The 24,423-nt window shown below is 72.7% G+C and carries 19 protein-coding genes; 7 read left to right on the top strand and 12 right to left on the bottom strand.

Translation table 11 applies throughout. From position 1 onward, the window contains the following. Window positions 1-18: 18 nt before the first annotated feature. From ACQYWQ_RS26630 to ACQYWQ_RS26595, 8 genes are all read right to left on the bottom strand, one after another. Window positions 19-3,696 carry a ThuA domain-containing protein gene (locus ACQYWQ_RS26630; RefSeq protein WP_431038119.1) on the bottom strand — a complete coding sequence of 1,226 codons (3,678 nt, stop codon included), beginning with the start codon at window positions 3,694-3,696 and terminating at the stop codon, window positions 19-21. 378 nt (window positions 3,697-4,074) lie between these two features. Next, complete coding sequence (locus ACQYWQ_RS26625) at window positions 4,075-5,079, bottom strand: sugar phosphate isomerase/epimerase family protein (RefSeq protein WP_431038117.1); 1,005 nt, start codon at window positions 5,077-5,079, stop codon at window positions 4,075-4,077. 13 nt (window positions 5,080-5,092) lie between these two features. Further along, complete coding sequence (locus ACQYWQ_RS26620) at window positions 5,093-6,313, bottom strand: Gfo/Idh/MocA family protein (protein ID WP_431038116.1); 1,221 nt, start codon at window positions 6,311-6,313, stop codon at window positions 5,093-5,095. Between the two features lie 72 nt (window positions 6,314-6,385). Beyond that, window positions 6,386-7,426 (bottom strand): substrate-binding domain-containing protein, encoded by a 1,041-nt coding sequence (locus ACQYWQ_RS26615; RefSeq protein WP_431038114.1) that lies wholly within the window; start codon window positions 7,424-7,426, stop codon window positions 6,386-6,388. 106 nt (window positions 7,427-7,532) lie between these two features. After that, window positions 7,533-8,576, bottom strand: coding sequence for an ABC transporter permease (locus tag ACQYWQ_RS26610; protein ID WP_431038112.1), 1,044 nt, complete (start codon window positions 8,574-8,576; stop codon window positions 7,533-7,535). Further along, window positions 8,573-10,060: a sugar ABC transporter ATP-binding protein gene (locus ACQYWQ_RS26605; RefSeq protein WP_431039358.1), complete on the bottom strand. Its 1,488-nt coding sequence runs from the start codon at window positions 10,058-10,060 to the stop codon at window positions 8,573-8,575. The genes ACQYWQ_RS26610 and ACQYWQ_RS26605 overlap by 4 nt, the downstream gene beginning before the upstream one ends. 363 nt (window positions 10,061-10,423) lie before the next feature. Then, a complete protein-coding gene (locus tag ACQYWQ_RS26600) occupies window positions 10,424-11,605 on the bottom strand; it encodes an ROK family protein (protein ID WP_431038110.1) in 1,182 nt (393 codons plus the stop codon). A gap of 265 nt (window positions 11,606-11,870) precedes the next feature. Then, window positions 11,871-12,818 (bottom strand): beta-ketoacyl-ACP synthase III, encoded by a 948-nt coding sequence (locus ACQYWQ_RS26595; RefSeq protein ID WP_431038108.1) that lies wholly within the window; start codon window positions 12,816-12,818, stop codon window positions 11,871-11,873. 473 nt (window positions 12,819-13,291) lie between these two features. On the opposite strand from ACQYWQ_RS26595, the gene ACQYWQ_RS26590 reads away from it, so the two are divergent. From ACQYWQ_RS26590 to ACQYWQ_RS26575, 4 genes are all read left to right on the top strand, one after another. After that, the gene (locus tag ACQYWQ_RS26590) at window positions 13,292-13,900 is read left to right on the top strand and encodes a TetR/AcrR family transcriptional regulator (protein ID WP_431038107.1); all 609 of its coding nucleotides are present in this window, start codon (window positions 13,292-13,294) and stop codon (window positions 13,898-13,900) included. A gap of 208 nt (window positions 13,901-14,108) precedes the next feature. Beyond that, window positions 14,109-15,608, top strand: a complete 1,500-nt coding sequence (locus ACQYWQ_RS26585; RefSeq protein WP_431038105.1) for an MFS transporter — start codon at window positions 14,109-14,111, stop codon at window positions 15,606-15,608. Between the two features lie 141 nt (window positions 15,609-15,749). Then, the gene (fdhD, locus tag ACQYWQ_RS26580) at window positions 15,750-16,601 is read left to right on the top strand and encodes a formate dehydrogenase accessory sulfurtransferase FdhD (protein ID WP_431038103.1); all 852 of its coding nucleotides are present in this window, start codon (window positions 15,750-15,752) and stop codon (window positions 16,599-16,601) included. Window positions 16,602-16,856: 255 nt separating this feature from the next. Next, the gene (locus ACQYWQ_RS26575) at window positions 16,857-17,240 is read left to right on the top strand and encodes a hypothetical protein (RefSeq protein WP_431038102.1); all 384 of its coding nucleotides are present in this window, start codon (window positions 16,857-16,859) and stop codon (window positions 17,238-17,240) included. A 151-nt stretch (window positions 17,241-17,391) separates the two neighbouring features. Here ACQYWQ_RS26575 and ACQYWQ_RS26570 read toward each other — a convergent pair whose 3' ends face one another. Beyond that, window positions 17,392-18,399, bottom strand: a complete 1,008-nt coding sequence (locus ACQYWQ_RS26570; RefSeq protein WP_431038101.1) for a bile acid:sodium symporter family protein — start codon at window positions 18,397-18,399, stop codon at window positions 17,392-17,394. 140 nt (window positions 18,400-18,539) lie between these two features. Here ACQYWQ_RS26570 and ACQYWQ_RS26565 point away from each other — a divergent pair, with 140 nt between their 5' ends. Continuing rightward, window positions 18,540-19,436, top strand: a complete 897-nt coding sequence (locus tag ACQYWQ_RS26565) for a LysR substrate-binding domain-containing protein (protein ID WP_431038100.1) — start codon at window positions 18,540-18,542, stop codon at window positions 19,434-19,436. A 12-nt stretch (window positions 19,437-19,448) separates the two neighbouring features. Beyond that, entirely contained in the window at window positions 19,449-19,973 is a 525-nt protein-coding gene (locus tag ACQYWQ_RS26560; RefSeq protein ID WP_431038099.1) for a GNAT family N-acetyltransferase, read from the top strand. Here ACQYWQ_RS26560 and ACQYWQ_RS26555 read toward each other — a convergent pair. The 3 genes from ACQYWQ_RS26555 to ACQYWQ_RS26545 all read right to left on the bottom strand — a co-directional run bounded on the left by ACQYWQ_RS26555 (window position 19,964) and on the right by ACQYWQ_RS26545 (window position 22,571). Then, window positions 19,964-21,010 carry a cytochrome P450 gene (locus ACQYWQ_RS26555; RefSeq protein ID WP_431038097.1) on the bottom strand — a complete coding sequence of 349 codons (1,047 nt, stop codon included), beginning with the start codon at window positions 21,008-21,010 and terminating at the stop codon, window positions 19,964-19,966. The two genes, ACQYWQ_RS26560 and ACQYWQ_RS26555, sit on opposite strands and share 10 nt — an antisense overlap. Before the next feature lie 105 nt (window positions 21,011-21,115). Beyond that, window positions 21,116-21,196 (bottom strand): tryptorubin family RiPP precursor, encoded by an 81-nt coding sequence (locus tag ACQYWQ_RS26550; protein ID WP_218105334.1) that lies wholly within the window; start codon window positions 21,194-21,196, stop codon window positions 21,116-21,118. A 271-nt stretch (window positions 21,197-21,467) separates the two neighbouring features. Beyond that, window positions 21,468-22,571: an Lrp/AsnC family transcriptional regulator gene (locus ACQYWQ_RS26545; RefSeq protein WP_431038096.1), complete on the bottom strand. Its 1,104-nt coding sequence runs from the start codon at window positions 22,569-22,571 to the stop codon at window positions 21,468-21,470. Between the two features lie 129 nt (window positions 22,572-22,700). Here ACQYWQ_RS26545 and ACQYWQ_RS26540 point away from each other — a divergent pair, with 129 nt between their 5' ends. After that, window positions 22,701-24,266 carry an MFS transporter gene (locus tag ACQYWQ_RS26540; protein WP_431038094.1) on the top strand — a complete coding sequence of 522 codons (1,566 nt, stop codon included), beginning with the start codon at window positions 22,701-22,703 and terminating at the stop codon, window positions 24,264-24,266. The last annotated feature ends 157 nt before the right edge of the window (window positions 24,267-24,423 follow it).

Genomic DNA, 24,423 nt, shown 5'->3' with positions numbered 1-24,423 from the left:
CGGGCGTCCCGCCCGTGCTCAGGGAAGTTCCTTGATCTGGATGTTGCGGAAGGACACGTGGTCGGCGTCGCTGTGGTTCTGGATGCCGATGTAGCCGTCCGTGAGGGAGCGCTCGGGGTCCTTGTTGGTGAAGTCGTTGATCTTCGTGCCGTTCAGGTACACCTGGACGCGCTCGCCCTTGACCTTGATCTCGTAGGAGTTCCACTGGCCCGGCGGGCGCAGTGCCTGGTCGCGGAGCTTGATGTTGGCGGATTTGAAGGTGTAGATCGCGCCGGTGGTGCGGTCGGGTGCGTCGGTGGCGTCGATCTGGACCTCGTAGCCCTTGTCCACGGCCGACCAGGGGTCGTCCGACGCGGGGAAGCCGATGAAGACACCGGAGTTGTCGTCACCCCGCATCCGCCAGTCGAGCTTGAGGGAGTAGCTGGTGAACTCCTTGGCCTGGTACCACAGCAGGCCCATGCCGCCCTCGGAGTGCAGGGCGCCGTCGGAGACCGAGAAGGTGCCGGGGCCTGCCTGCTTCCAGCCGTCGAGGGTCTCGCCGTTGAAGAGCGGGCGGTAGTCCTTGTTCGGCTTGCAGTTCGCCTTGACCTGGCCCGTGGCGTACTTCATGCCGCCGAGCAGGTGGGCGCGGAAGTCGGCCTCGGCGTAGGACTCCTTGGTGTGGCCGAGACCGGTGTAGAAGGCGCGCCCGCCCTCGTACGGCTGGCACCAGGCGATCGGGTGGTCGCCCTTCATGGTGCCGCCGCTGTAGCTGGTCTCGTCGAGGCTCGCGAGGACCTTGGCCTGCTCGCGCGGGTTGGTGCGGTAGTTGTACCACTCGTCGGTGCGCTCCCAGGAGTCCTTGAGGCTCTCGGTCGCGGGGTGCTCGTGGTCCTCGACGCGCACGGTGGCCTGCTGGATCTGCGGGTGCGAGTCGAAGTAGGCGCCGACGAGGCCGCCGTAGAACTCCCAGTCGTACTCGGTGTCGGCGGCCGCGTGGACGCCCATGTAGCCGCCGCCGCCCTTGACGTACTCCTCGAAGGCGGCCTGCTGGTCGGCGTTCAGGACGTCACCGGTCGTCGAGAGGAAGGCGACCGCGTCGTACTTGGCGAGGTTGTTCTTGGTGAACTGCCCGGCCTCCTCGGTCGCGTCGACGGTGATCCCTGCCGGGGTGCCGAGTTCCTTGAGCGCCTGGATGCCCTCGGGGATGGAGTCGTGGCGGAAGCCCGCGGTCTTGGAGAAGACCAGGAGCCGCTTGCTGCCCTTGACGACGGCGTCCGAGGTGATCTCGAAGTCGTCGACGTCGAAGAGCGCGCCCTGTCCTGTGGTGCCCTTGAAGACGAGGTAGAGCGAGGTGGTCTTCTTGGGCACCTGGGCGAGCTTCACGTCGACGTTCTGGAAGGTCTCCCAGCCGCCGGTCTTCGGCACGGTGGTGGAGCCGAGGAGGGTGCCGGTGGGCGAGCCCGTACGGACTTCGAGGTAGCCGCCCGCCCCGCCCGAGGCGACGCGCGCGGTGAGCTTCTTGGCACCTGTCAGGTTGTACGGGGTGAAGGCGATCCAGTCCCCGTCGTCGATGTCCCCGACCGTCTTGCCCCCGTTGGCCTGCGCCTTGTCGTAGGTCTTGACGCCCGAGGAGGTGTTGAAGTGCTCGGCCTGGCGGTGCCTGGGCTGGAGCTGGACCTGCGCGTGCCCGGTCAGCTTGGCCTGGCCGCCGCCCCCGTTGTCGGTGTACTCGGCGTCGATGACGCCGAAGATGTTGGCGTTGGGGTCGTGCTCGGCGTCGGCGGGCGCGGTGATGGTGCCCTCGCAGCCGGTCGTCGAGGTGATCGGGTGGCCGTGGCTGTCGTGGCCGAGGATGTAGCGCACGGTGACCTTGGCGCAGTCGATCTGGCCGTCCTCGGGGTCGGTGACGGTCACCTTGAACGGGATCGTGTCGCCGAACTTGAAGAGCGTGCCGTCCGCGGGGGCCTCCAGCTTGACCGTCGGCGCGGTGTTGCCGACGACGACCTCGACGCTCGCGGTCGCGGTGAGCCCGGTGGCGTCGGTCGCCGTCACGGTGGCGGTGTAGGTGCCGTCCGTACGGTAGGTGTGGGCGGCGTCGGCCCCCGCGACCTCCTTGGAGCCGTCGCCGAAGTTCCAGCTGTAGCTGATCGCGTCGCCGTCGCCGTCACTGCCCTTCGCCGAGAAGGCGACGCGCAGCGGGGACTGCCCGGAGGTCTTGTTGGCGCTCGCGTCGACGACGGGGGCGCGGCCGTCGGTGACGTTCTCGATGCGGTAGAGCGCGGAGTTCTCGTCGCCGCCGAACCAGGAGAGGCCGTAGTCGAGGACGTAGAGGGCGCCGTCGGGACCGAAGGCCATGTCCATGACCTGCGTGCCCGACCACGGGAAGTCGTTGATCGACTGGACCGTGCCGTCGGCGTCCTGCTCGATGCGCTTGATCCACTGGCGGCCGAACTCACCGGCGAAGAAGTCCCCGTCGTACTCCTTCGGGAACTTCACGGGCGAGTCCAGGTTCTCGTCGTAGTGGTAGACCGGGCCGCCCATCGGGGACTCGGAGCCGTCACCGAACTCGGGCACGGAGTTGCCGTCGTAGGGAATCCACGCCTCCTGCGCGGGCGGCAGGTCGGTGAGCCCGGTGTTGTTCGGCGAGTCGTTCTTCGGCGCGGCGCAGTCGAAGGTGGCGCCCGACTGCCCGGTGGCGAAGTCGTAGTCGTTGTACGCGTCGTTCTTGCCGGTGCAGTACGGCCAGCCGAAGTTGCCCGCCTCCGTCACGCGGGCGAACTCGACCTGTCCCGCGGGTCCCCTGCTCGACGAGGCGGCACCCGCGTCGGGGCCGTAGTCGCCGACGTAGACGATGCCGGTCTCCTTGTCGACGTTGAGCCGGAAGGGGTTGCGGAAGCCCATCGCGTAGATCTCGGGGCGGGCCTTGTCGGTGCCGGGGGCGAAGAGGTTGCCCTCGGGGATGTCGTAGCTGCCGTCCTCGTGGACCTTGATGCGGAGGATCTTGCCGCGCAGGTCGTTGGTGTTGCCCGCCGAACGCTGGGCGTCGAAGGCGGGGTTGCGGCTCGCGCGCTCGTCGATCGGGGTGTAGCCGTCGGAGGCGAAGGGGTTGGTGTCGTCACCGGTCGACAGGTAGAGGTTGCCGTCGGCGTCGAAGTCGATGTCGCCGCCGACGTGGCAGCAGGTGCCGCGTGAGGTCTTGACGTCGAGGATCTTCTTCTCGCTCGCCGTGTCGAGGGTGCCGTCCTCGTCGAGCGTGAAGCGCGAGAGCTGGTTGATGCCGTCGAAGGGTGCGAAGTCGGCGGCGGTGCCGTTCTCGGGGGCGTCGCCGTCCGGGGTGTCGAGCGGCGGCGCGTAGTACAGGTAGATCGCGCGGTTCTCGGCGAAGTCCGGGTCGACGCCGACGCCTTGCAGGCCCTCCTCGTCGTGCGTGTACACGTCGAGCTTGCCGGCCACCTTGGTCGTGCCGTTCTTGTCGGTCAGGCGCAGCGTGCCGTCCCGCGAGGTGTGCAGGACGCTGCGGTCCGGGAGGACCGCGAGGGACATCGGTTCCCCGGTCTCGGCGGCCCCCTTGGCGAGGGTCACCTGCTGGAACTCGGGGGTCTCGGGCTCGTCGGCGCCCGCGGGCTGCGCGACGAGGGTGAGGGATGCGGCGGTGAGCAGGGTTCCGGTGAAGAGCGCGAGGCTTCTTCGGAACCCCTGACGTTTCCTGTGCACGAGAGTGCCTCCACAGGGGGCCGGTCGTACGGGCGGGTGACCCCGGGCGCGCCGTCGTCCGGGGCGTGCTACGTCGTGCGTACTGCGGGCGGTGCGTACTGCGCGTGGTGCGGGTGGTGCCCTGGTGCGCGTGGTGCGTGGTGCCGTGTGTACCGCGAGGTCCTGTACACGCTCAGGGACGGTAGTAGAGCTTTGTCCGTGCGGCATAGCCCTTGGACACAGGCTAGTTCGTCTTTTTCCCGCCACAGGACAAAGACACGTGCGGGCAGCCCTGACCGGCCCGTGGCGGGTGGGGCCACGGGCCGGGCGGAACCGGGCGTACCGCCGCGGGACACGGTGGCCGGAAGGCCGGGGGTCCGCCGGGCGGTCGTGCCGGGGTCAGTCCTTCGTGCTGAAGGCCGCGTCGAAGGAGGCGGTGGGCCGCTCGTAGTCGTACGCGCGCATGCGGGCCAGCGCCTCGGGGGCGCCCTGGAGCCGGTCCATCCCGGCATCCTCCCACTCGACGGAGATGGGCCCCTCGTAGCCGATGGAGCCGAGCATCCGGAAGACGTCCTCCCAGGGCACGTCGCCGCGTCCGGCCGAGACGAAGTCCCAGCCGCGGCGCGGGTCGCCCCAGGGCAGGTGCGAGCCGAGCCTGCCGTTGCGGCCGTCGAGGCGCTTGCGGGCCTCCTTGCAGTCCACGTGGTAGATCCGGTCGCGGAAGTCGTAGAGGAAGCCGACCGGGTCGAGGTCCTGCCACACGAAGTGGCTCGGGTCGAAGTTGAGGCCGAAGGCCGGGCGGTGGCCGACGGCCTCCAGGGCGCGCACGGTCGTCCAGTAGTCGTAGGCGATCTCGCTCGGGTGCACCTCGTGGGCGAAGCGCACGCCCTCCTGGTCGAAGACGTCCAGGATCGGGTTCCAGCGCGCGGCGAAGTCCTCGTACCCGCGGTCGATCATGCCGTCGGGGACGGGCGGGAACATCGCGACGAGGTGCCAGATCGACGAGCCGGTGAAGCCGATGACGGTGTCGACGCCGAGCGCGGCGGCGGCCCGTGCGGTGTTCTTCATCTCCTCGGCGGCGCGCTGCCGCACGCCCTCGGGCTCGCCGTCGCCCCACACGCGCGCGGGCAGGATGTTCTGGTGCCGCTCGTCGATGGGGTGGTCGCACACGCCCTGCCCGGCCATGTGGTTCGAGACGGCGAAGACCTTGAGCCCGTACTTGTCGAGCAGCGCCTTGCGCGAGGGAATGTAGCCGGGATCGCTGAGGGCCTTGTCCACCTCGAAGTGGTCGCCCCAGCAGGCGAGTTCGAGGCCGTCGTAGCCGAAGTCCCGGGCCAGCTCGCAGACCTTCTCCAGGGGCAGGTCCGCCCACTGGCCGGTGAAGAGGGTGTAGTCACGTGACATGCGGGGCCCTTTCTCAGGAGGTCTGCTGCGGTACGGGGGTGTAGACGGAGTTCTTCGCCGCGCTCTCCTCCACCGCGGCGAGCACCCGCTGCACCTGGAGCCCGTCCTCGAAGGTGGGCACCGGCTGCTCGCCGCTCGCGAGGGCGTGCACGAGGTCGCGGGCCTGGTGGACGAAGGTGTGCTCGTAGCCGAGGCCGTGGCCCGGCGGCCACCAGGCGTGCAGGTAGGGGTGTTCCGGCTCGGTGACGAGGATGCGGCGGAAGCCGCTCGTGGGGGCCGGTTCGGTGTGGTCGTGGAAGGACAGCTCGTTGAGCCGCTCCAGGTCGAAGGAGAGCGAGCCCTTGGAGCCGTTGAGTTCGAGCGTCAGCGCGTTCTTGCGCCCGGCGGCGACGCGTGTCGCCTCGAAGGAGGCGAGGGCCCCCGAGGCGGTGCGGCCGATGAAGAGCGCGGCGTCGTCCACGGTGACGGGGCCGAGGCGCCCGCCCGAGCCCGTACTGCCGAGCCAGGCCCCGGCGCCTTCGGGCACGGGGCGCTCGGTCGTGAAGGTCTCGGTGAGCGCGGAGACGCCGACGAGGGGTTCGCCCGTGAGGTACTGCGCGAGGTCCACGACGTGCGCGCCGAGGTCGCCGAGCGCGCCCGAGCCGGCCTTGCTCTTGTCCAGGCGCCAGGTGAGCGGGGACGAAGGGTCGGTCAGCCAGTCCTGGAGGTAGGTGACACGGACGTGCCGCAGGGTGCCGATGCGGCCCTCGGCGACGAGCTGCCGGGCGAACGCCGCGGCGGGCACACGGCGGTAGTTGAAGCCGACCATCGCGAGCTGACCGCGGGCGCGGGCCGCGCGGGCGGCTTCGGCCATCGCCTCGGCCTCGGCGACCGTATTGGCGAGCGGCTTCTCGCACAGCACGTGCTTGCCGGCCTCCAGGGCCGCGACGGCGATCTCGGCGTGGCTGTCGCCCGGGGTGCAGATGTCGACGAGGTCCACGTCCTCGCGGGCGATCAGCGCCCGCCAGTCGGTCTCGGCCGCCGCCCAGCCCAGTTGCCCGGCCGCCTTCCTCACGGCTGCCTCGTCGCGGCCGCACAGGGCGGCGAGTTCGGGCCGGAGCGGGAGCGCGAAGACCCGCCCCGCGGTGCGCCAGCCCTGGGAGTGGGCGGCGCCCATGAAGGCGTAGCCGACCATTCCCACGCCGAGGCGCGGCGGGCTCGTGGCCGACTCGTCCTCGTGCTCCGTAGTGCTCATGCGGTCATTCCTCCTTGGCGAGATACGGGTGGGGGTTGGCCCCCGCCGGGGCCAACCCCCCGCTGCGGCGGCCTACTTGAAGCCGCTCGACAGGTACTGGTCGATGTTGGTCTTGTCGACCACCGCCGAGTACAGGGTCAGCTGGGTGGGGATCTCGGACTCCGAGAGGCCGGAGATCCCCTTGCCCTGACCGAGGGCGCGGGCGAGATCGATCGCGGACGCCGCCATCGTCGGCGGGTAGAGGACGGTGGCCTTCAGCACGCCGTCGTCCGCCTTGATGTGGTCCATCGCGGAGCGGGCACCGGCGCCGCCGACCATGATGAAGCCGTCGCGACCCGCCTGCTCGATGGCCTGGAGGGCGCCGACGCCCTGGTCGTCGTCGTGGTTCCAGCAGGCGTCGAAGGACTTCTGCGCCTGGAGGAGCTGGGCCATCTTGGCCTGGCCCGACTCGACGGTGAACTCGGCGGCCTGGCGGGCGACCTTCTTGATGTTCGGGTAGTTCTTGAGGGCGTCGTCGAAGCCCTTGGTGCGCTGCCGGGTCAGTTCCAGGCTGTCGGTGCCCGCGAGTTCGATGACCTTCGCGTTCTTCTTGTCCTTGAGCTGTTCGCCGATCCAGTGCCCGGCGTTGAGGCCCATCCCGTAGTTGTCGCCGCCGACCCAGCAGCGGTACGCCTGCGGGGTGTCGAAGATGCGGTCGAGGTTGACGACGGGGATTCCGGCGCGCATCGCCTTGAGCCCGGCCTGTGTGAGGGCCTTGCCGTCGGCGGGGAGGATGACGAGAACGTCGACCTTCTTGTTGATGAGGGTGTCGATCTGGCCGATCTGGGTGGCCGTGTCGTTGGAGCCCTCGGTCTTCTCGAAGGTGATGTCGGAGTACTTCTTCGCCCGCTCGTTGGCCTGGACGTTGATGGCGTTGAGCCAGCCGTGGTCGGCCTGCGGCCCGGCGAAGCCGATCGTGACGTGCTTGCCGGTCTCCTCGGCCGCCGGGGCCGCTTCGGTCTTCTCCTCCTTGGCCTCGGCCGGCTCGTTGCTGGTGCAGGCGGCGAGCAGCGCGGTCGCGCCGACCGCGGCACCGCCGAAGAGGAGTCCTCTGCGGCTCGTGGCGTGTGACATGGCGGTGACCCTTCCCGTAGGGCGTGTACTGCGAGGGTGGTGGGGTGGTGCGGGACGGTGCGAGGGGAGTGGGGGGTGGCTGCCGGGGCGCGGGGGTCCGCGGGGCTCAGGTGTCGCGTGCGTCGCGGCGCTGGACGAGGACGGCGATGACGATGATGGCGCCCTTGGCGATCTGCTGAACGTCCGTCTGGAGGTTGTTGAGCGCGAAGATGTTGTTGATCGTGGTGAAGATCAGCACGCCGAGCACGGAGCCGACGATCGTGCCGCGTCCGCCGCTGAGCAGGGTGCCGCCGATGATCGCGGCGGCGATGGCGTCGAGTTCGTACAGGTTGCCGTTGGTGCTCTGGCCCGAGCCCACCAGGATGACGAGCAGGAAGGCGGCGATGCCGCAGCACAGCCCGGAGAGCAGGTAGAGGTAGAGACGCTGGCGGCGGACGTCGATCCCGGCGAGGCGGGCCGCCTCGGGGTTGGAGCCGACCGCGACGCTGCGCCGCCCGAAGGTGGTGCGGTTCAGGAGGAGCCAGCCGATGACCACGACGGCGAGGAAGACGAGGACCAGGGGCGGGATGCCGAGCACGTAGTTCTCGCGGCGGCCGAGGTCGAGCACGGACGTGACGGAGACGATCTGCGTCTGGCCGTCGGTGATCTGGAGGGCGAGCCCGCGCGCGGAGGCGAGCATCGCGAGCGTCGCGATGAACGGGACGAGCCGCCCGTACGCGACGAGTACGCCGTTGATGAGCCCGCAGGCGAGGCCGACGAGGAGCGCGGTGAACAGGATGCCCCAGAAGCCGTACTCCTGTGTCGCCACGGTCGTCGCCCACACCGAGGCGAGCGCGACGATCGCGCCGACCGAGAGGTCGATGCCGCCGGAGATGATGACGAAGGTGACGCCGACGACGACGACCCCGATGACCGAGGACTGGGTCAGGATCAGCTGGAGGTTCGAGGTCGCGATGAACTGGTCGGGCTTGGTGATCGCGCCCACCAGGGCGAGCGCGGCGAGGACGCCGACGAGCGTGAGGGTACGCCCGTCCCAGCGGACCAGGCGCTTGGCGGGGACGGTCTTCGGGGACGTCCCCGGGGACTTCTCGGGGGGTGCGGCCGTGGTTCCCGCACCGTCTTCGCGCGCGGGTGAGGCGGGCTGCGTCATGACGTCGGGCTCCCTTCCATGACGAGGTCGAGTACGCGGGATTCGTCCAGTTCCTGGGCGGGCGCCGTGTGCACCACGGTGCCTTCGCGCAGGACGAGGACACGGTCGGCGAGCCCCAGGACCTCGGGGACCTCGCTGGAGACGAGCAGGACGGCGAGACCGTCGTCGGCGAGCCTGCGGATGACGGCGTACAGCTCGGCGCGCGCCCCGACGTCGACGCCGCGCGTCGGTTCGTCGAGCAGCAGCACCTTGCAGCCGCGCAGCAACCACCGTGCCAGGACGGCCTTTTGCTGATTGCCGCCGGAGAGGGTGCGCACCTGCGCGTCGGGGTTGTCGGGGCGCAGCGACAGCTCGCGGGTCGCCGCGCGGGCCGCCGCACGCTCCTTGCCACGCTCGATCCAGCCGCCCTTCGAGAAGCGTGAGAGCGTCGAGACCGAGACGTTGCGCGTGACGGATTCGAGGCCGAGGAGCGCCTGCGCCTTGCGCTCCTCGGGCGCGAGCCCGATCCCCGCGCGTACGGCGGAGCGCACGCTGCCCGGGCGCAGGGCCTGTCCGTCGACGGTGACGCTGCCGCTCGTGGCCTTGCGCGCCCCGTACACCGTCTCCAGGATCTCCGAGCGGCCGGAGCCGACGAGGCCCGCGAGACCGACGATCTCACCGGCCCGCACCTCGAAGTCGACGGGTGCGAACTCCCCTTCCCTGCTGAGGTTTTCGACCTTGAGGACGGCGGCCCCCGGGGCGACGGCCGGGCGCTCGGGGAAGACGTACTCGACCTTGCGGCCCGTCATGAGCGAGACGACCTCGCTCGTCGGCGTGGACTCGGCGGGCAGTCCGCCCGCGACCGCGCGGCCGTCCTTGAGCACGGTGACGCGGTCACCGATGCGGCGGATCTCCTCCAGGCGGTGCGAGATGTAGACCACGGCGACGCCGTCGGCGGTGAGGTCGGCGACGATGCGGAAGAGGTTCTCGACCTCGTCGGGGTCGAGCGCTGCCGAGGGCTCGTCCATGACGATGAGCCGTACGTCGTGCGAGAGCGCGCGGGCCATCGAGACGATCTGCTGGTGTGCGGCGGAGAGCTTGCCGACGAGGACGCCCGGGTCGATCTCGGGGTGCCCGAGGCGCGCGAGGAGTGCGCTCGCCTCGGCACGGGCGGAGCCGGGGCGCACCACGAAACCGGCGCTCGTGCGTTCGTGGCCGAGGAAGATGTTCTCCGCGACCGAGAGGTGCTCGACGAGGTCCAGTTCCTGGTAGATCGTGGCAATTCCCAGCGCCATAGCGGCACTTGGGGACCTGAGGACCACGTCCTCGCCGCGCCAGGCAATGGTCCCCTCGTCGGGCTGGTGGGCGCCGGCGAGCACTTTGATGAGGGTGGACTTGCCCGCGCCGTTCTGGCCGAGCAGGCAGTGCACCTCGCCCGGGCGTACGTCGAGGTCGACGCCGTCGAGTGCGCGGACGCCGGGGAAGGCCTTGGTGATCCCGGTCATCGTGAGGAGCGCCTGCGGCGGGCTCTCGGGTGGGTGGTGCGCTTGTGCCATGACGGTCCCCTTGGGTGACGTGCCGCTGCCGGGGCCCCCGGGCCCCGGATGCGTGGGGCTCCGCCCCGCGCCCCGCTCCGCGAACGCCGGAGGGGCCGGCTCCTCCCGGCGCGGGCGGATGTCGGGGTGCGGGTGTTGCGGGGTGCGGCAGGTTTCAGGCGTGCGGCAGGTTTTGGGCGTGACTGATTGCGGCGCGGCTCTTGCGGTGGTGCGGGTCGTGCGGCTCGTGCAGTCGTGCGGCTCGTGCGGTGGTGCCGGTGCTCGTGCTGTCGAACGGGTGGCGCTGTACGTGCGGAGGCGGGCCTATGCGGGTCAGGCCGGGGAGAAGAGGTGGTCGCTGATGAGGCGGGCGCCACCGATGACTCCGGAGGCCGGGCCCAGCTCGCCCAGGACGATGGGCAGATTGCCCGTGGCGAGGGGCAGGGACTGGCGGTACACCTGGGTCCTGATGGCGGCGAGCAGGGTGTGGCCGAGGCCGGTGACCCCGCCGCCGATCACCACGAGTCCCGGGTTGAAGAAGCTGACGAGCGAGGCGATCACCTGTCCGGTGCGGTTGCCCCCGGAGCGGATGAGGTCGAGGGCAGCGGGATCGCCCGCCGCCGCTGCCGCCGCCACGTCGGCCGCGCTGAGCGCGCCCTGCGTGCCGAGGCGTTCGGCGAGCACGGCCGAGCGGCCCTCACGGGCGGCGTCCTCCGCGTCCCGGGCGAGCGCCGCACCGCTGAAGTGGGCTTCCAGGCACCCCTTGTTGCCGCAGGCGCAGGACCTGCCGTCGGGCTCGACCTGGATGTGCCCTATGTCGCCCGCGCTGCCGGTGGTGCCCCGGTAGACCTCGCCGCCGACGACGATCCCGCACCCTATGCCGGTGCCGATCTTGACGCACAGGAAGTCGCCTGCCGAACGGGCCACCCCGGCGTGCTGCTCACCGAGCGCCATGAGGTTCACGTCGTTGTCGACCATGACGGGGCAGCCGAGTTCCTGGCTCAGGACCTCGCGGACGGGGTAGCCGTCCCAGCCGGGCATGATCGGCGGCGCCACGGGGACGCCTTCGGGGAAGCGGACCGGCCCAGGGACGCCGATCCCGGCGCCGTCGAAGCCCTCGGCGAAGCCCGATGCCCGCAACTTCGCCGCCATAGCGAGGACTTGCTCGAAGACCGCGACGGGCCCCTCGCGGACGTCCATCGGGTGCGTGATGTGCCCGAGGATCTCCAGCTCGGCGTTGGTCACGGCGACGTCTATCGAGGTGGCCCCGATGTCGACGCCGAGGAAACGGAGTTCGGGCGCGAGCCGGATGTTGTGCGAGCGCCGGCCGCCCCGCGAGGCGGCGAGCCCGTCGGCCACCACGAGCCCGGTCTCCAGGAGCCGGTCCACCTCGACGGCCAGTTTGGAACGCGAGAGGTCGACCTGATCACCCAGCTGCGCGCGGGAGTTGGGTCCTCCGTCGCGCAGCAGTCGCAGCAACCGGGCCTGATGCGTGTTGGCGGGTCGTGCCGTCATGCGTCTCACGCGCCCCTCCCCGCCTCACCGGCCGTCCGATTCCTCGCGCCGCCGCCCGCCGCCGTGCCCCGCTTGCGGCGGGTCGCGGCGTTTTCGCGCTCACGGGCGTTCGCGCTTTCGACGTGGAACGTAGCAGTGGGGTACGGGAAGGGGAAGGACTTGCGCGGGAATTGGCCCCTACTTTCTCCCGGCTCAGGACAAAGGAGCGGGCGGCAGGGGTCAATGAGCGCGCGGGGCGGGCGGATCGCCCCGGTAGCAGCCGGTTTCAGGGGCAGCGGACGACCTGGCCCCCGTACGAGAGGTTTCCGCCGAAGCCGAAGAGGAGCACCGGGTCGCCGCTGCTCAGCTCGCCGCGCTCGACGAGCTTCGAGAAGGCGAGCGGGATGCTCGCGGCCGAGGTGTTGCCGGAGTCCACGACGTCCTTGGCGATCACGGCGTTGACGGCGCCGAGGCGGCGTACGACCGGTTCCACGATGCGCAGGTTGGCCTGGTGGAGCACGACGCCCGCGAGGTCCTCGGGGGTGAGCCCGGCGCGCTCGCACACCTGCCGGGCGATGGCGGGCAGCTGGGTCGTGGCCCAGCGGTAGACGGTCTGCCCCTCCTGCGCGAAGCGCGCCGGGGTGCCCTCGATGCGTACCGCGTTGCCCATCGCCGGGTTCGAGCCCCACAGCACGGGGCCGATGCCCTGCTCCTCACCCTCCGGGGTGGCCCCGACGACGGCGGCGCCCGCCCCGTCCCCGACGAGGACGCACGAGCTGCGGTCGGTCCAGTCGGTGACCGCGGACATCTTGTCGGCGCCGATGACGAGGGCCTGCCGGGCGGTGCCCGCGCGGACGGTCGCGTCGGCGAGGGCGAGGGCGTGCGTGAATCCGGCGCAGACGACATTGACGTCGAGCACGGCGGGCGAGGGCATCCCGAGCCGCGCGGCGACGCGCGCGGCGGTGTTGGGCGAGCGGTCGACGGCCGTGGAAGTCGCGACGATCACCATGTCGACGGAGCCGGGGGCGAGCCCGGCGGCGGCGAGTGCCTTGGCGCCCGCGTAGGCGGCCAGCTCGTCGACCGGTTCGTCGTCACCCGCGATGTGCCTGGTCCTGATGCCGACGCGGGACCTGATCCACGCGTCGTTGGTGTCGACCATCTCGGCGAGGTCCTCGTTGGTGAGCACCCGGCCGGGCTGGTAGTGACCGAGCGCGACGATCCGTGAACCGTTCATGGGGGTCTTGCCCTCCGTAGCCGTGTTCCGTTGTCGAGAGACGGATTGTTCCAGCGTGATCACTTACCGACGGGTACGGAGGTGGGTAAAGCGACAGGATTCGGGCGGCGGGCTTGGAGAGTTCACCCAGAACCACGGGGCGCCAGGGGCGCGCGAGGCGAAAGGGGGGCGCCAAGGAGCGCGGAACACCTCCGGCGACGGGAGGCGACGGGGCCACGGGGAGACGACGGGGGTCGCGGCGAAGCGACGGGGCCGGGGCGAACCGGTGAGGCCGTGGAGAACCGGTGAGGCCGTGGAGAACCGGTGGCGGCCGCGGGGAGCCGGTAGCGGTCGACAGGGGCCTCGGCAGCCGCGTCCGGTGCGAACGGACCGGTTGGGAAACGTTTGCGTTTTTCCCGCGCCACGGGCTACGGTACGTCCGGTAAAAACGTTACCGTTTCTCCCGCGCGGGAGGTGTCGGCGGGGAGGCCGTGGTGACCGGAGAGCCGGAGCAGGACGCGACGGGGCGCAAACCCGTACGCCGTCCCCGGCTGACCCCGGCGCGCGAGTCGGAGTTCCTGCGGGCCACTCTCGACGTCCTGCGGACCGCCGGGTACGAGGCCCTGAGCATGGAGGCCGTCGCCGCGCGCGCCCAGTGCAGCAAGGCGACGCTCTACCGGCTCCACGGGACCAAGCAGCGCCTCGTGGCCGCCGCGGTCTCCAGCCAGCGCCCGCACAGGGACACCCCGCTCGACACCGGTTCGCTCCGGGGCGACCTGCTCGCGCACGCGCAGCGGGACGCCGCGGCCGTCGAGGACTCGGCCGCCGTGTTCTGGGCAGTGGCGCACGCCTCGCTGCACGACGCCGAGCTGCGGGCCGCGCTGCACACCGTCTTCATCGACCCGGAGACCGCCGAGCTGGACGCCGCCGTCGAGCGGGCCGTGGCCAGGGGCGAGCTGCCCCGGCGCCCCGCAGCCGCCGCGCACATCGGGCGCCTCGCCTTCGGCTCGGTCCTGGCCCGCAGCCTGGAAGGCCAGATCCCGCCCACGTACCTCGCCTCGCTCGTCGACGAGGTCCTGCTGCCCGCGCTGCGGCACAGCTGACCCCGGCGGCGGTACGGGCCCGGGCGGCAGGGACACCCGGGCGGCAGGGACAAGGGTGTCCCCGCCGCGCCCGGCCCCGTACCGGCACGTACGCCCCACCCCCACCGGCGCCTGGCGTGCCGGTCCGTTCCGGCGCCTCCGCGCGCCCCGCTCCACCCGGCGCCCCCGCGCGCCTCCTATCGACTCGACGCAAGGAAGTAAGCACCGCATGTCATCCCCCACCACCGACGCCGCTCCGGCGCGGGCCGGAACCGCCCCGGGGCCCGTGCCGCACCGCTGGCTGATCATGGTCTTCATCGCCGTGGCCCAGCTCATGGTGGTCCTCGACGCGACGATCGTGAACATCGCGCTGCCCACCGCGCAGATCGACCTCGGCTTCTCCGACGCGGACCGCCAGTGGGTCGTCACGGCCTACTCGCTCGCGTTCGGTTCGCTGCTGCTGCTCGGCGGCCGCGTCGCCGACCTCTTCGGCCGCAAGAACGCCTTCCTCATAGGGCTCGTCGGCTTCGCGCTCGCCTCCGCGCTCGGCGGCGCGGCCGGGAGCTTCGAGGTCCTGATCATCGCGCGCGCCGTGCAGGGCCTCTTCGGCGCGCTCCTCGCGCCCGCCGCGCTCTCGCTGCTCACGACGACCTTCACCGACCCCGCCGAGCGCGGCCGCGCCTTCGGCATCTTCGGCGCGGTCGCGGGCTCGGGCGCGGCGCTCGGGCTGCTGCTCGGCGGCATCCTGACCGAGCACCTCGACTGGCGCTGGACGCTCTACGTCAACATCGCCTTCGCCGCGATCGCCTTCGTCGGCGGCCTGCTCCTGCTGCGCCGCACCGCCCGCGACCGTACGAAGAGGCTCGACGTGCCGGGGACGCTGCTCGCGAGCGCGGGGCTCTTCTGCCTCGTCTACGGCTTCGCGAACGCCGAGACGCACGCGTGGTCGTCCGTCAGCACGTGGGGCTTCCTCGTCGCGAGCGCCCTGCTGCTCGCGGCCTTCTGCTCCTGGCAGACGCGTACCGCGCACCCGCTCCTGCCGCTGCGCATCCTCCTGCACCGCGACCGGGGCGCCGCGTACGTCGCGATGCTCATCGCGGGTGCGGCGATCTTCGGCATCAGCCTCTTCCTGACGTACTACCTCCAGCAGGTCCTGGGGCTGTCCCCGGTGCGGACCGGGCTCGCGTTCCTGCCGATGAGCTTCGCCATCATGGTCACGGCGACGACCGGGGCGAGCGTCCTGCTCCCCCGCTTCGGCCCGAAGCTCGTCGTGAGCGCCGGGATGCTGCTCGGCGGGATCGGCGCGCTGTGGCTCTCGCGGCTCGGCGTGGACAGCGGGTACGCGGCCGACGTGCTGCCGCCGCTCATCATCGCGGGGCTCGGCATGGGTGCCGTGATGGCGACCGCGATGAGCCAGGCCACGGCAGGGGTCGCGCACAGCGAGGCGGGCGTGGCGGGCGCGCTCGTCAACACGATGCAGCAGGTCGGCGGCTCGCTCGGCACGGCGCTGCTCAACACGATCGTCGCGAGCGGCGCGGCCGACTACCTCGCGGGCCACGACGCGCGCGCCCCCAAGGCGCGGCTCGCGGCCGGGGTGCACGGCTACTCCGACGCGTACGTCTGGACGGCGGTCTTCTTCGCCGTCGGCCTCGTCTCCGCCGGTCTCCTCTTCCGCCGCCGCCGCGCGCACCGCGCCGAGGAGCACGCGGCGCCGGTCGTCCACATGTGAGCGGTACGGGCCGGGGCCGACCGCTCCTGATCGGACCCCTCCCCGTACCGTCCGCCCGAGGGCCGTGGCACGCTCGTACAGGCGTGTCGCGGCCCTCCCCGGGCAGGCGGCGGCCACAGGACACGAAAGGGCGGGCTGCTCATGGGACGCGTGACGGAACGACGGCGGGTCACCCGCGTACGGGCGGGCGTGGTGTCGGCACGTCCTGACACGCTCGTCGCCGAGGAGCCACTCGAAATACGCCTCGCGGGCAAGCCGCTCGCCATCACGATGCGCACGCCGGGCGACGACTTCGCGCTCGCGGCCGGTTTCCTCGTGAGCGAGGGCGTGCTCTCCTCCGCCGACGACGTGCGGTCGATCGTGTACTGCGCCGGGGCGACGGACGACGGCTCGAACACGTACAACGTCGTGGACGTGCGGCTCGCCGAGGGCGTGCCCCTCCCCGACTTCACCCTCGAACGGAACGTCTACACGTCCTCGTCGTGCGGCCTGTGCGGAAAGGCGAGCCTGGACGCGGTCCGTACGCGGACCCACTTCCCGCTCGCCGAGGAGGCCCCGCCCCTGCGCCTCACCCCCGCCCTCCTCTCCGCCCTCCCCGACCGCCTCCGCGCCGCCCAGCGCGTCTTCGACCGCACGGGCGGCCTCCACGCGGCGGCCCTCTTCTCGGAGTCCGGCGAACTCCTCGACGTCCGCGAGGACGTGGGCCGCCACAACGCCGTCGACAAACTCGTGGGCCGCGCCCTCACCGACGCCCGCCTCCCCCTGAGCCGCACGATCCTCCTGGTCTCGGGCCGCGCCTCCTTCGAGCTGGCCCAGAAGGCGGCGATGGCGGGCATCCCGGTCCTGGCAGCGGTCTCGGCCCCGTCCTCCCTGGCGGTGGACCTGGCCGCGGAGACGGGGATGACGCTGGTGGGTTTCCTGCGGGGGGACTCGATGAACGTGTACGCGGGCGAGGAGAGGGTGGTGACGGAGGAGGGCGCGGGGGTGCGCTGAGCACGCGCGACGCCGGTGTTCCCGGCCGCCGTTTCCCTGCCCGCCGCCGTCGCCAGAGGAGAACCGCGCAGCCCGTCGTCGCCGGGTTGCCGGGGTGCCGGGTTGCCGGGGTGCCGGGGTGCCGGCGAAGGAGACCGGGGCGATGCCCAGCTCCGGGAGGAGCGCACCGGCGCCCAGGGCCTTCGCGCGGCCGAAGCGGGCCACCACCGGGCCCCCGGCGAAACGGCCCGCCGCCCTCGTGGCAGCGAAGCCCGTGTGGACGAGCGAGCCGGGTCCGGCGGCGGGCATGTCGTGGCCGTCGACCATCAGGAGCGGGGGCCCGTCCGTCGCCGCGGCGCCCTCCGCGAGGGTCATGCCGGGGACGACGCCGCCGAGGAGGAGCGGGAGACCCCCCGCCACCAGGAGCGCCGCGGGCACCGCCGTGCCGAGCGCCACGGCGCCGACGCCCGGCGGGACCAGCGTCATGCCCGCGATGACGACGGGGCGGGTCGCGTACCGGGCCACCCGTGCGCCCGCGGCGAGACCAGTGCGCCCGCGGCGAGGATGCCGGGCATCGAGCAGATCGACAGGCCGGAGAGCACGAGCCCCATCCCGGCGGTCGAGGCGCCGAGGCTGTCGCGTATGTCGGGGTGCGGGTGACCCACGTGGCGAGCGAGACGCCGGGGACCGCGAGGCACAGGTTGCGGGCGGCGCGGTGACGGCGGACGTGCGGGCCCGGCGGGACGGAACCCATGAGGGCGGGGGTCTCCGGGAAGGAGCGGGACTGCGGGGCCGTACTCCCGCCCCCTCCTCACCCCCGGTCGCTCCCCGTCCCCACGGCCACCTCGCCCTCCGTCTCCGGGACCGCGTCGGCGGCCCTCCTGCGCGCGATCACCGCGCACACCATCAGCTGCGTCTGGTGGAACACCATCAGCGGCAGCACCGCCAGCGAGGCGTGGGCGCCGAAGAGGACGCTCGCCATCGGCAGCCCCGAGGCGAGGGACTTCTTCGAGCCCGCGAACTGGATCGCGATGCGGTCGGCGCGCGGGAAGCCGAGGCGTCCCGCGCCCCACCACGTGAGGCCGAGCATCGCGGCGAGGAGCGCCGCCTCCGCGAGGAGCAGGGCGAACAGGCGCGGGACGGTGACCTGGTGCCAGATGCCTCGCACCATGCCCTCGCTGAACGCCGTGTAGACGACGAGGAGGATCGAGCCCCTGTCCACGTACCCGAGCACCTTCTTGTGCCGGGTCAGGAAGCCGCCGAGCAGGCGGCGCAGGAACTGGCCCGCGAGGAACGGCAGGAGGAGCTGTACGACGATCTTGCCGAGCGAGCCCGCGGAGAGGCCGCCGCCGCTGTCGCCGAGGAGCGCGGCGGCGAGCAGCGGCGTGAGGACGATGCCGAAGAGCGAGGAGAAGGAGCCCGCGCAGATCGCGGCGGGGACGTTGCCGCGCGCGAGCGCGGTGAAGGCGATCGAGGACTGGACCGTGGAGGGCACGAGCGTCAGGAAGAGGAAGCCCGTGAAGAGGTCGGGGCTCAGGAGCCAGGGGCGCAGCGCGTAGGCGGCGAGGCCGAGCAGCGGGAAGACCAGGAACGTCGCGGCCAGGACGGTGACGTGCAGCCGCCAGTGCCGCACCCCGTCGAGTGCCTCGGCGGTGGACAGGCGCGCCCCGTACAGGAAGAAGAGGAGCGCCACGGCCGCCGTCGAAGCGCCCGAGACGCCGCTCGCGAAGCCGCCGCGCGCGGGAAGCAGCGCGGCGAGCGCGACGGTGCCGAGGAGCGACAGGATGTACGGGTCCAGCGGGAGCCGCAGGCGTTTCATGAGCGGGGGCCGTCCTCGGGGCGTACGGGGTGGGTGAGGGCGCCATCGATCGTGCCGCACCCCGCCGCTGATCGGGAACCCCGTACACCGCTCTGACTGTTATCGCATGACGCGATAACCGGCGACTAGACTCCCCCACCGTGTACGAGCCCTCCCACCTGCGCACCTTCCTCACCGTGGCGCAGACGCTGAGCTTCACGCGGGCCGCGCAGCGGCTCGGGGTGCGGCAGTCGACGGTGAGCCAGCACGTGCGGCGCCTGGAGGAGCAGACCGGGCGGCCGTTGTTCGGCAGGGACACGCACTCGGTCGCGCTCACCGAGGACGGCGAGGCGATGCTCGGCTTCGCGCGACGGCTCCTCGCGGTGCAGGAGCAGGCTGCGGCGCACTTCGCGGGGACGCGGTTGCGCGGGCGGCTGCGCTTCGGGGCATCGGAGGACTTCGTCCTGACCCGGCTCCCGGAGATCCTGGAGTCGTTCCGGCTGGCGCACCCTGAAGTGGACCTGGAGCTGACCGTGGAGCTGTCCGGGACGCTGCACGAGCGGCTGGCCCAGGGGCGCCTCGATCTCGTGCTCGCCAAGCGCCGCGCCGGGGAGACGCACGGGGTGCTGGTGTGGCGCGACGCGCTCGTGTGGATCGGGGGCGAGCGGCTGCGGCTCGACCCGGAGCGGCCGCTCCCGCTCATCGTGTACCCGCCGCCCGGCATCACACGCGACCGGGCGCTGCGCGTCCTGGAGCGCGAGGGGCGCGCGTACCGCGTCGCGTGCACGAGCGGCAGCCTGAACGGGCTCGTCGCCGCCGCCCGCGCGGGCCTCGGGGTCATGCCCCACGCGCGCGGCCTGATCCCGCCGGGCCTGGTCCGCGTTCCCGAGCGGACGGGCCTCCCCGCGCTCGGTGACGTCGATTTCGTCCTGGTCCACGACGACCGGCGCCCGGAGGCGCGGGAACCGGGGCGGGCGCTGGCGGAGGCGATCCTGGCGAGCGGGGACCGGCTGCACGGGGGCGGCGATACTCCGTACCGGCCGTCCGACCTGGCATGACATATTCCTGCCATGCGCGCAGAGGCGGCGGGAAACAGGGTGGGGACGAGCGGCGAGGGCGACGGCGGGGAGTGGGCGCTGCGCGCCGCCACCACGGCCGACCTCGACGCGCTCGTGGAGATACGGGCCGAGGTCATGCGCCCCGATCTGGAGCGGCTCGGACGCTACGACGAGCACCGGGTGCGGCAGCGGCTGCGGGACTCCTTCTCGCCGCGCCACACCTCGGCGATCGTGCACGGGGGCGCCCTCGCGGGCTGTGTCACGTTCCGGCCCGCCGGTGCGGGCCACTGGCTCGAACACTTCTACCTCGCCCCGCGCCACCAGGGCAGGGGCCTCGGCGGCGCCGTCCTGCGGTCGCTCCTGGAGCGCGCGGACGGGCGGCCCGTGCGCCTGCACGTGCTGCGCGGCAGCGCCGCCCAGCGGCTCTACGCCCGCCACGGCTTCGTCGTCGATGACGAGGGTCCCGTCGACGTACGGATGGTACGACCGGCGGGCGCCCTGATGCCGGGAGGGGCCCCCGCGACGGCTCAGGCGTGAACGAGGCGGACCCGGTCCACCCCCATCAGGCCGGTGAGCGGCACCCGCGCGGTGCGCTGCCGGGGGTCGACGACGAGTCCTGCGGCCCTGATCATGTCCAGGAGCATTTCGGCGAGGGGCAGGACCATGTGCCGTCCCCAGCAGCGTTCGGACGAATGCCCGAAAGGCAGATATCCGGGGGTGCGGTCGGGGTCCAGTTCCTCCCAGCGTTCCGGTCTGAATTCCTCGGGATTCTCCCACAGCGCAGGATCACGATGGCTGAGGAAAGGGAGGACGAGAACGTCGTCGGCGGGCGTGATACGGGCGTCGATCGCGGGATATTCGGGCGAGGAATTGCGCAGGACATTCCACGAGGGGGGCAGCAGGCGCAGGGACTCGTGGACGAGGTGACGGCTCGGGACCCCGGGAGCGAAGGGGGCGCCGAGCCAGAGCGCGTTGGCGACGAGCGTGGAGATCGTGAAGCACACGGGGGCCGCCGTGCGCCGGTAGAGCCCCATCGCGTACCTGCGCTCCTGGTACGTGGCGGCCCCGGTGCTGAGCGCGCCGAGCCGGGTCGTGCCGGTGCGGCGGCGCGGGGCGGGGAGGGCGGCTCCGGCCGCGATGACGGTCCAGGTGAGCTTCGGGGTCAGCTCCAGGGCGCGGTTCATCAGGACGCGCAGGCGGCGCGGGTCCCCGCCGAGTATCAGGTCCCGCAGGTAGACGTGCCCGACGTGGGGCCAGGGGCCGGAGAGGTCGGGGGCGCGCGGCGCCTCGCGCTTCAGGGCCGCGCGCACGTCGTGGCCGATGGCCTGCATCTGGCTCGCGGCCTGCTGGTGCGGGATCGCGCGGCCGAGGAGCGGTTTGAAGGTGGGGCGTTCGGTCTTGCCCGCCGGGCGCGCGGCCAGTACGCGATCGACGAGTTCGGGTCCCGCGACGCCGACCGTGTCGGCCTCCAGGCGGAAGAGGTCCGCGCCGAGGTGCGTGCGCAGCAGGGCGTCGAGGCGCGGCGCGAAGAGGGTCTCCCGCTCGCGACGGCGCGTCCGGGTGTGTGACGTCATCCGTGCAGCTCCAGAGGGCCGGGAGGGCGGCGCACGGCGGGCCTGCCGCCGCGCGCCGCCCCGGCCGAAGATGCGCTCCCGGAAAGAGAACGCGGCCGAGGGGGATCAGTACCAGATGTACCAGGCGTGCGCCTTCAGGCTCTTCTGCTGGGACATCTTGTTCTTGAGCGAGAAAAGCAGCCGCATTTCTTTCCTTCTTTCCGGGTGGGACGGTCAAGGAAAACATCGTGCGCCGCGCGGTCGATCGGTCGGATTTCCCTCCGGCGCGCCGATGATCACAGTGAAGCCCAGCAATTGATGGCCTGTCAACGCTCCTGGGAAGGATGTGACGTCGACGGGCTTCTCCGGCCTTTTTCCGGGCCCCGGGTGTCCGAAAGGGGCCTGGCGGGGTTTATTCGCTCGCCGCGGCGGGGAGCCCGTACGGAATCGGCGCGCCGATACGGGCGGCGCGGCACGCTCAGCCGGCGGTGCCCTCCTCGTACACCAGCTGCTTGACCTGCCGGAGGATCGGCGTGCACTCGACGCGGCGGACGCCGGGGAGCGGGCCGAGTGTGTCGCTGAGGTAGGCGTACAGCGCGCGGGTGTCGCGGCAGACGAGGACGGCGGTGAGGTCGCAGTCCCCCGTCACGGCGGTGACGCTCGCGATCTCGGCGTGGGCCGCGAGTGCCTCGCCCGTGCGGTGCCTGGCGCCCGGCTCGGTCTCGATCCACAGCAGCGCGGCCGTGCCGAAGCCGAAGGCCGCCGGGTCGTACTGGACGTCGAGGAAGAGCGCCCCCGAGGCGAGGAGCCGTGCCGTGCGGCGCCGCACCGTCGCCTCCGAACGGCCGGTCAGTTCGGCGAGACGGGGGAAGGGCAGCCGCCCGTCGCGTGCGAGTGCCGCGATGAGCGCGGCGTCCTCGGGCGCCGGGTCCGGTCCGTCCTCGTACGGCGGAGGTACCGGCGCGGGAGCGGGCGCAGGCCGCGAGCCCTCCCCCGGCCCCGCCCCGGTTCCCTGCCCCGGGCCTGCTCCCGGCCCCGGCCGCTGCCCCGCCCTCGGCCCCTGGCTCAGCGCGGCGCGCTGCTCCGCGCTGAGCGCCCCGGCCTTGGCGAGCCAGCCGCTGGGGCCGCCGAAGAAGCGGTGCAGGTGCTGGTGGGCGCGGATGCCGTCGAGCGCGGGGGTACGGGGCAGGGTGCCGAGCAGCAGGGCGTCGCGCGCGGCGGCGGAGTCGGCGCCTGTCGTGACGACGACCTCCGTGCCGCCCGACACGAGCACGATCCACGAGGTGTCGGCGCGCCGGGCGAGGGCGCGGGCGAGCCCGGGGGCCGCGTCGGGGGAGCAGCGCAGGCGCAGCGTCCACGACGCGACGACGGCCCGCGTACGGTCGCGTACGGCGACGACCCTGGCCCCCGCGTGCGCGCGCATCCGTGCGAGCCGCCTGGCCACGGTCTGGTCGCTGATCCCGAGCGCGGCGCCGATGCGGCTGAACGAGGCGCGCCCGTCGATGTCGAGCGCCTGGAGGACAGCGAGGTCGGTCCGGTCGAAGGCGGGGCGGGAGGCCGCCGCGCGGATGTCGGAAGGCATCGCCGGCACCCCCTTCTGTGTCGGATCACGTCGGTGCGGCCGTTCCGGCTGGTGCGGGTACGCGCCTCCGCCCATCGTACGGAGCGCATTCCGTCCGCCGGGCGGGAGTTGACCGGAGGGTGTGGGGACATGCGGAAGTGGGGACCGCTCGTGGCGGTCTGCCTGGGGGCGTTCATGCTGCTGCTCGACACGACGATCGTGGTGGTGGCACTGCCCGCGCTCGGCGAGAGCCTGGGGGTCTCGCCGAGCGGGCTCCCGTGGGTGATGGACGGGTACGCGCTCGCGCTCGCCGCGCTGCTGCTCGCCGCGGGGGCGCTCGCGGACGCGTGGGGCGGGCGCGCGGCGTACCTCGCGGGGACGGGGGTGTTCGCGTGCGCCTCGCTGGGCTGCGGGCTCGCAGGTTCGGCCTCAATGCTCGTGGCGCTCCGGATCGTGCAGGGCGTCGGAGGCGCGGCGATGCTCGCGACCTCGCTGGCGCTGCTCGGACAGGCCTACCAGGGGCGGGACAGGTCAGTGGCCCTCGGGGTGTGGGGCGCCTGCTCGGGCGCGGCCGCCGCGCTGGGTCCCGTGCTCGGAGGGCTGCTCGTGGACGGTCCGGGGTGGCGGTGGATCTTCCTCGTCAACGTGCCGGTGAGTGCCGTCGCCGTGGTGCTGACGCTGCGGTGCCTCGCGCAGGGGACGCGGCGCAGGGGGGTACGGGTGGACCTCGCGGGGACCGTGACGTTCACGGTGTTCGCCGGGGCCACGACGTACGCGGTGGTGCGGGCCGGGGAGCACGGCTGGGGTTCGGCGGGCGTGCTCGGGGAGCTGGGGCTCGCGGCGGCGGGGCTCGTGGCCTTCGTGCTCGCGGAGCTGCGGCGCGCGCGGCCGATGCTGGACCCGAGGCTCTTCCTGCGGCCCGCCTTCGGTGTGGTGATGTGCGCGGCGCTCGCCTACAACGCGGGGGCCTTCGGAGTGCTCCCGTACACCTCGCTGTGGCTTCAGACACTGCTCGGCCGCGACGCGACGGGGACCGGGCTCGCGCTGCTGCCGCTCGCCGCCACGTCCTTCGTGGTCGCCGCGCTCGGCGGGCGGCTGCTGCACGGGGTCTCCGCGCGGTGGGTGCTGGGCGGAGGGCTCGTACTGACCGGCGCGGGGACCGCGGGGCAGGCGGTGCTCGGCCCCGGCTCGGGACCCGGGAGCCTGGTCGTGGGGCTCGTGGTGGCGGGGGCCGGGGTGGGGCTCGCCGCGCCCGCGCTCGGCGGCGCCGCGCTCGCGTCGGTGGCGCCGGAGCAGGCGGGAACGGCGGGCGGCGCCGTCAACACGTTCCGGCAGCTGGGGTACGCGCTGGGGGTAGCGGTCTACGGCACGGTCCTCACCGCGCGGGTCGGCGACGACCTGCCAGGCCCGGCGGCGCACGCCCTCGTGGGCGGGGGCGCGGGGGCGCTGCGCGAGACGTTCCCCGAGCACGCGCTGCGCGGGGCCTTCGCTGCGGGCCTCGACAGGGCGGCCCTGGTCGCGGGGGCGACGGCGCTCGTGGCGGGACTCCTGGTGCTGCTCGCGCTGCGGGAGCGGGGGGCGCAGTCGCCCGGCGGGCGGGGGGTCGAGGAACCCGGCGGGCGGGGGGGCCGAGGAACCCGGCCGACGGGGGGCCGCGGACGCGGGCCGGCCGAGGGCGGAGGGGCGGGAGGAGCCGGGGGCGGGCGGGCCCGCTGAGCCGGGCGCGCGTCCCGCCCGTACCCCCGCGGGCGCCCCCGCTCCCCCACCCGCCTCCGCCTGACAGCCCAGCCGCCCCGCTCCCCCGCCTGACACCTCAGCTCTCCCGCTCCCCCGCCTGACACCCCCTCACCTGCGGAAACCCTCCGTGCCACGT

The organism is Streptomyces sp. P6-2-1, assembly GCF_050613165.1.
GTDB lineage: Bacteria > Actinomycetota > Actinomycetes > Streptomycetales > Streptomycetaceae > Streptomyces.
This window is presented reverse-complemented; position numbering and strand designations above follow the sequence as displayed.

Excerpts from the sequence above, each read along its gene's own strand:
- ACQYWQ_RS26625 (WP_431038117.1), bottom strand. The coding sequence starts at position 5,079 with ATGTCACGTGACTACACCCTCTTCACCGGCCAGTGGGCGGACCTGCCC.
- ACQYWQ_RS26620 (WP_431038116.1), bottom strand. The coding sequence starts at position 6,313 with ATGAGCACTACGGAGCACGAGGACGAGTCGGCCACGAGCCCGCCGCGC.
- ACQYWQ_RS26615 (WP_431038114.1), bottom strand. The coding sequence starts at position 7,426 with ATGTCACACGCCACGAGCCGCAGAGGACTCCTCTTCGGCGGTGCCGCG.
- ACQYWQ_RS26610 (WP_431038112.1), bottom strand. The coding sequence starts at position 8,576 with ATGACGCAGCCCGCCTCACCCGCGCGCGAAGACGGTGCGGGAACCACG.
- ACQYWQ_RS26605 (WP_431039358.1), bottom strand. The coding sequence starts at position 10,060 with ATGACCGGGATCACCAAGGCCTTCCCCGGCGTCCGCGCACTCGACGGC.
- ACQYWQ_RS26600 (WP_431038110.1), bottom strand. The coding sequence starts at position 11,605 with ATGACGGCACGACCCGCCAACACGCATCAGGCCCGGTTGCTGCGACTG.
- ACQYWQ_RS26595 (WP_431038108.1), bottom strand. The coding sequence starts at position 12,818 with ATGAACGGTTCACGGATCGTCGCGCTCGGTCACTACCAGCCCGGCCGG.
- ACQYWQ_RS26585 (WP_431038105.1), top strand. The coding sequence starts at position 14,109 with ATGTCATCCCCCACCACCGACGCCGCTCCGGCGCGGGCCGGAACCGCC.
- fdhD (WP_431038103.1), top strand. The coding sequence starts at position 15,750 with ATGGGACGCGTGACGGAACGACGGCGGGTCACCCGCGTACGGGCGGGC.
- ACQYWQ_RS26570 (WP_431038101.1), bottom strand. The coding sequence starts at position 18,399 with ATGAAACGCCTGCGGCTCCCGCTGGACCCGTACATCCTGTCGCTCCTC.
- ACQYWQ_RS26560 (WP_431038099.1), top strand. The coding sequence starts at position 19,449 with ATGCGCGCAGAGGCGGCGGGAAACAGGGTGGGGACGAGCGGCGAGGGC.
- ACQYWQ_RS26555 (WP_431038097.1), bottom strand. The coding sequence starts at position 21,010 with ATGACGTCACACACCCGGACGCGCCGTCGCGAGCGGGAGACCCTCTTC.
- ACQYWQ_RS26550 (WP_218105334.1), bottom strand. The coding sequence starts at position 21,196 with ATGCGGCTGCTTTTCTCGCTCAAGAACAAGATGTCCCAGCAGAAGAGC.
- ACQYWQ_RS26545 (WP_431038096.1), bottom strand. The coding sequence starts at position 22,571 with ATGCCTTCCGACATCCGCGCGGCGGCCTCCCGCCCCGCCTTCGACCGG.
- ACQYWQ_RS26540 (WP_431038094.1), top strand. The coding sequence starts at position 22,701 with ATGCGGAAGTGGGGACCGCTCGTGGCGGTCTGCCTGGGGGCGTTCATG.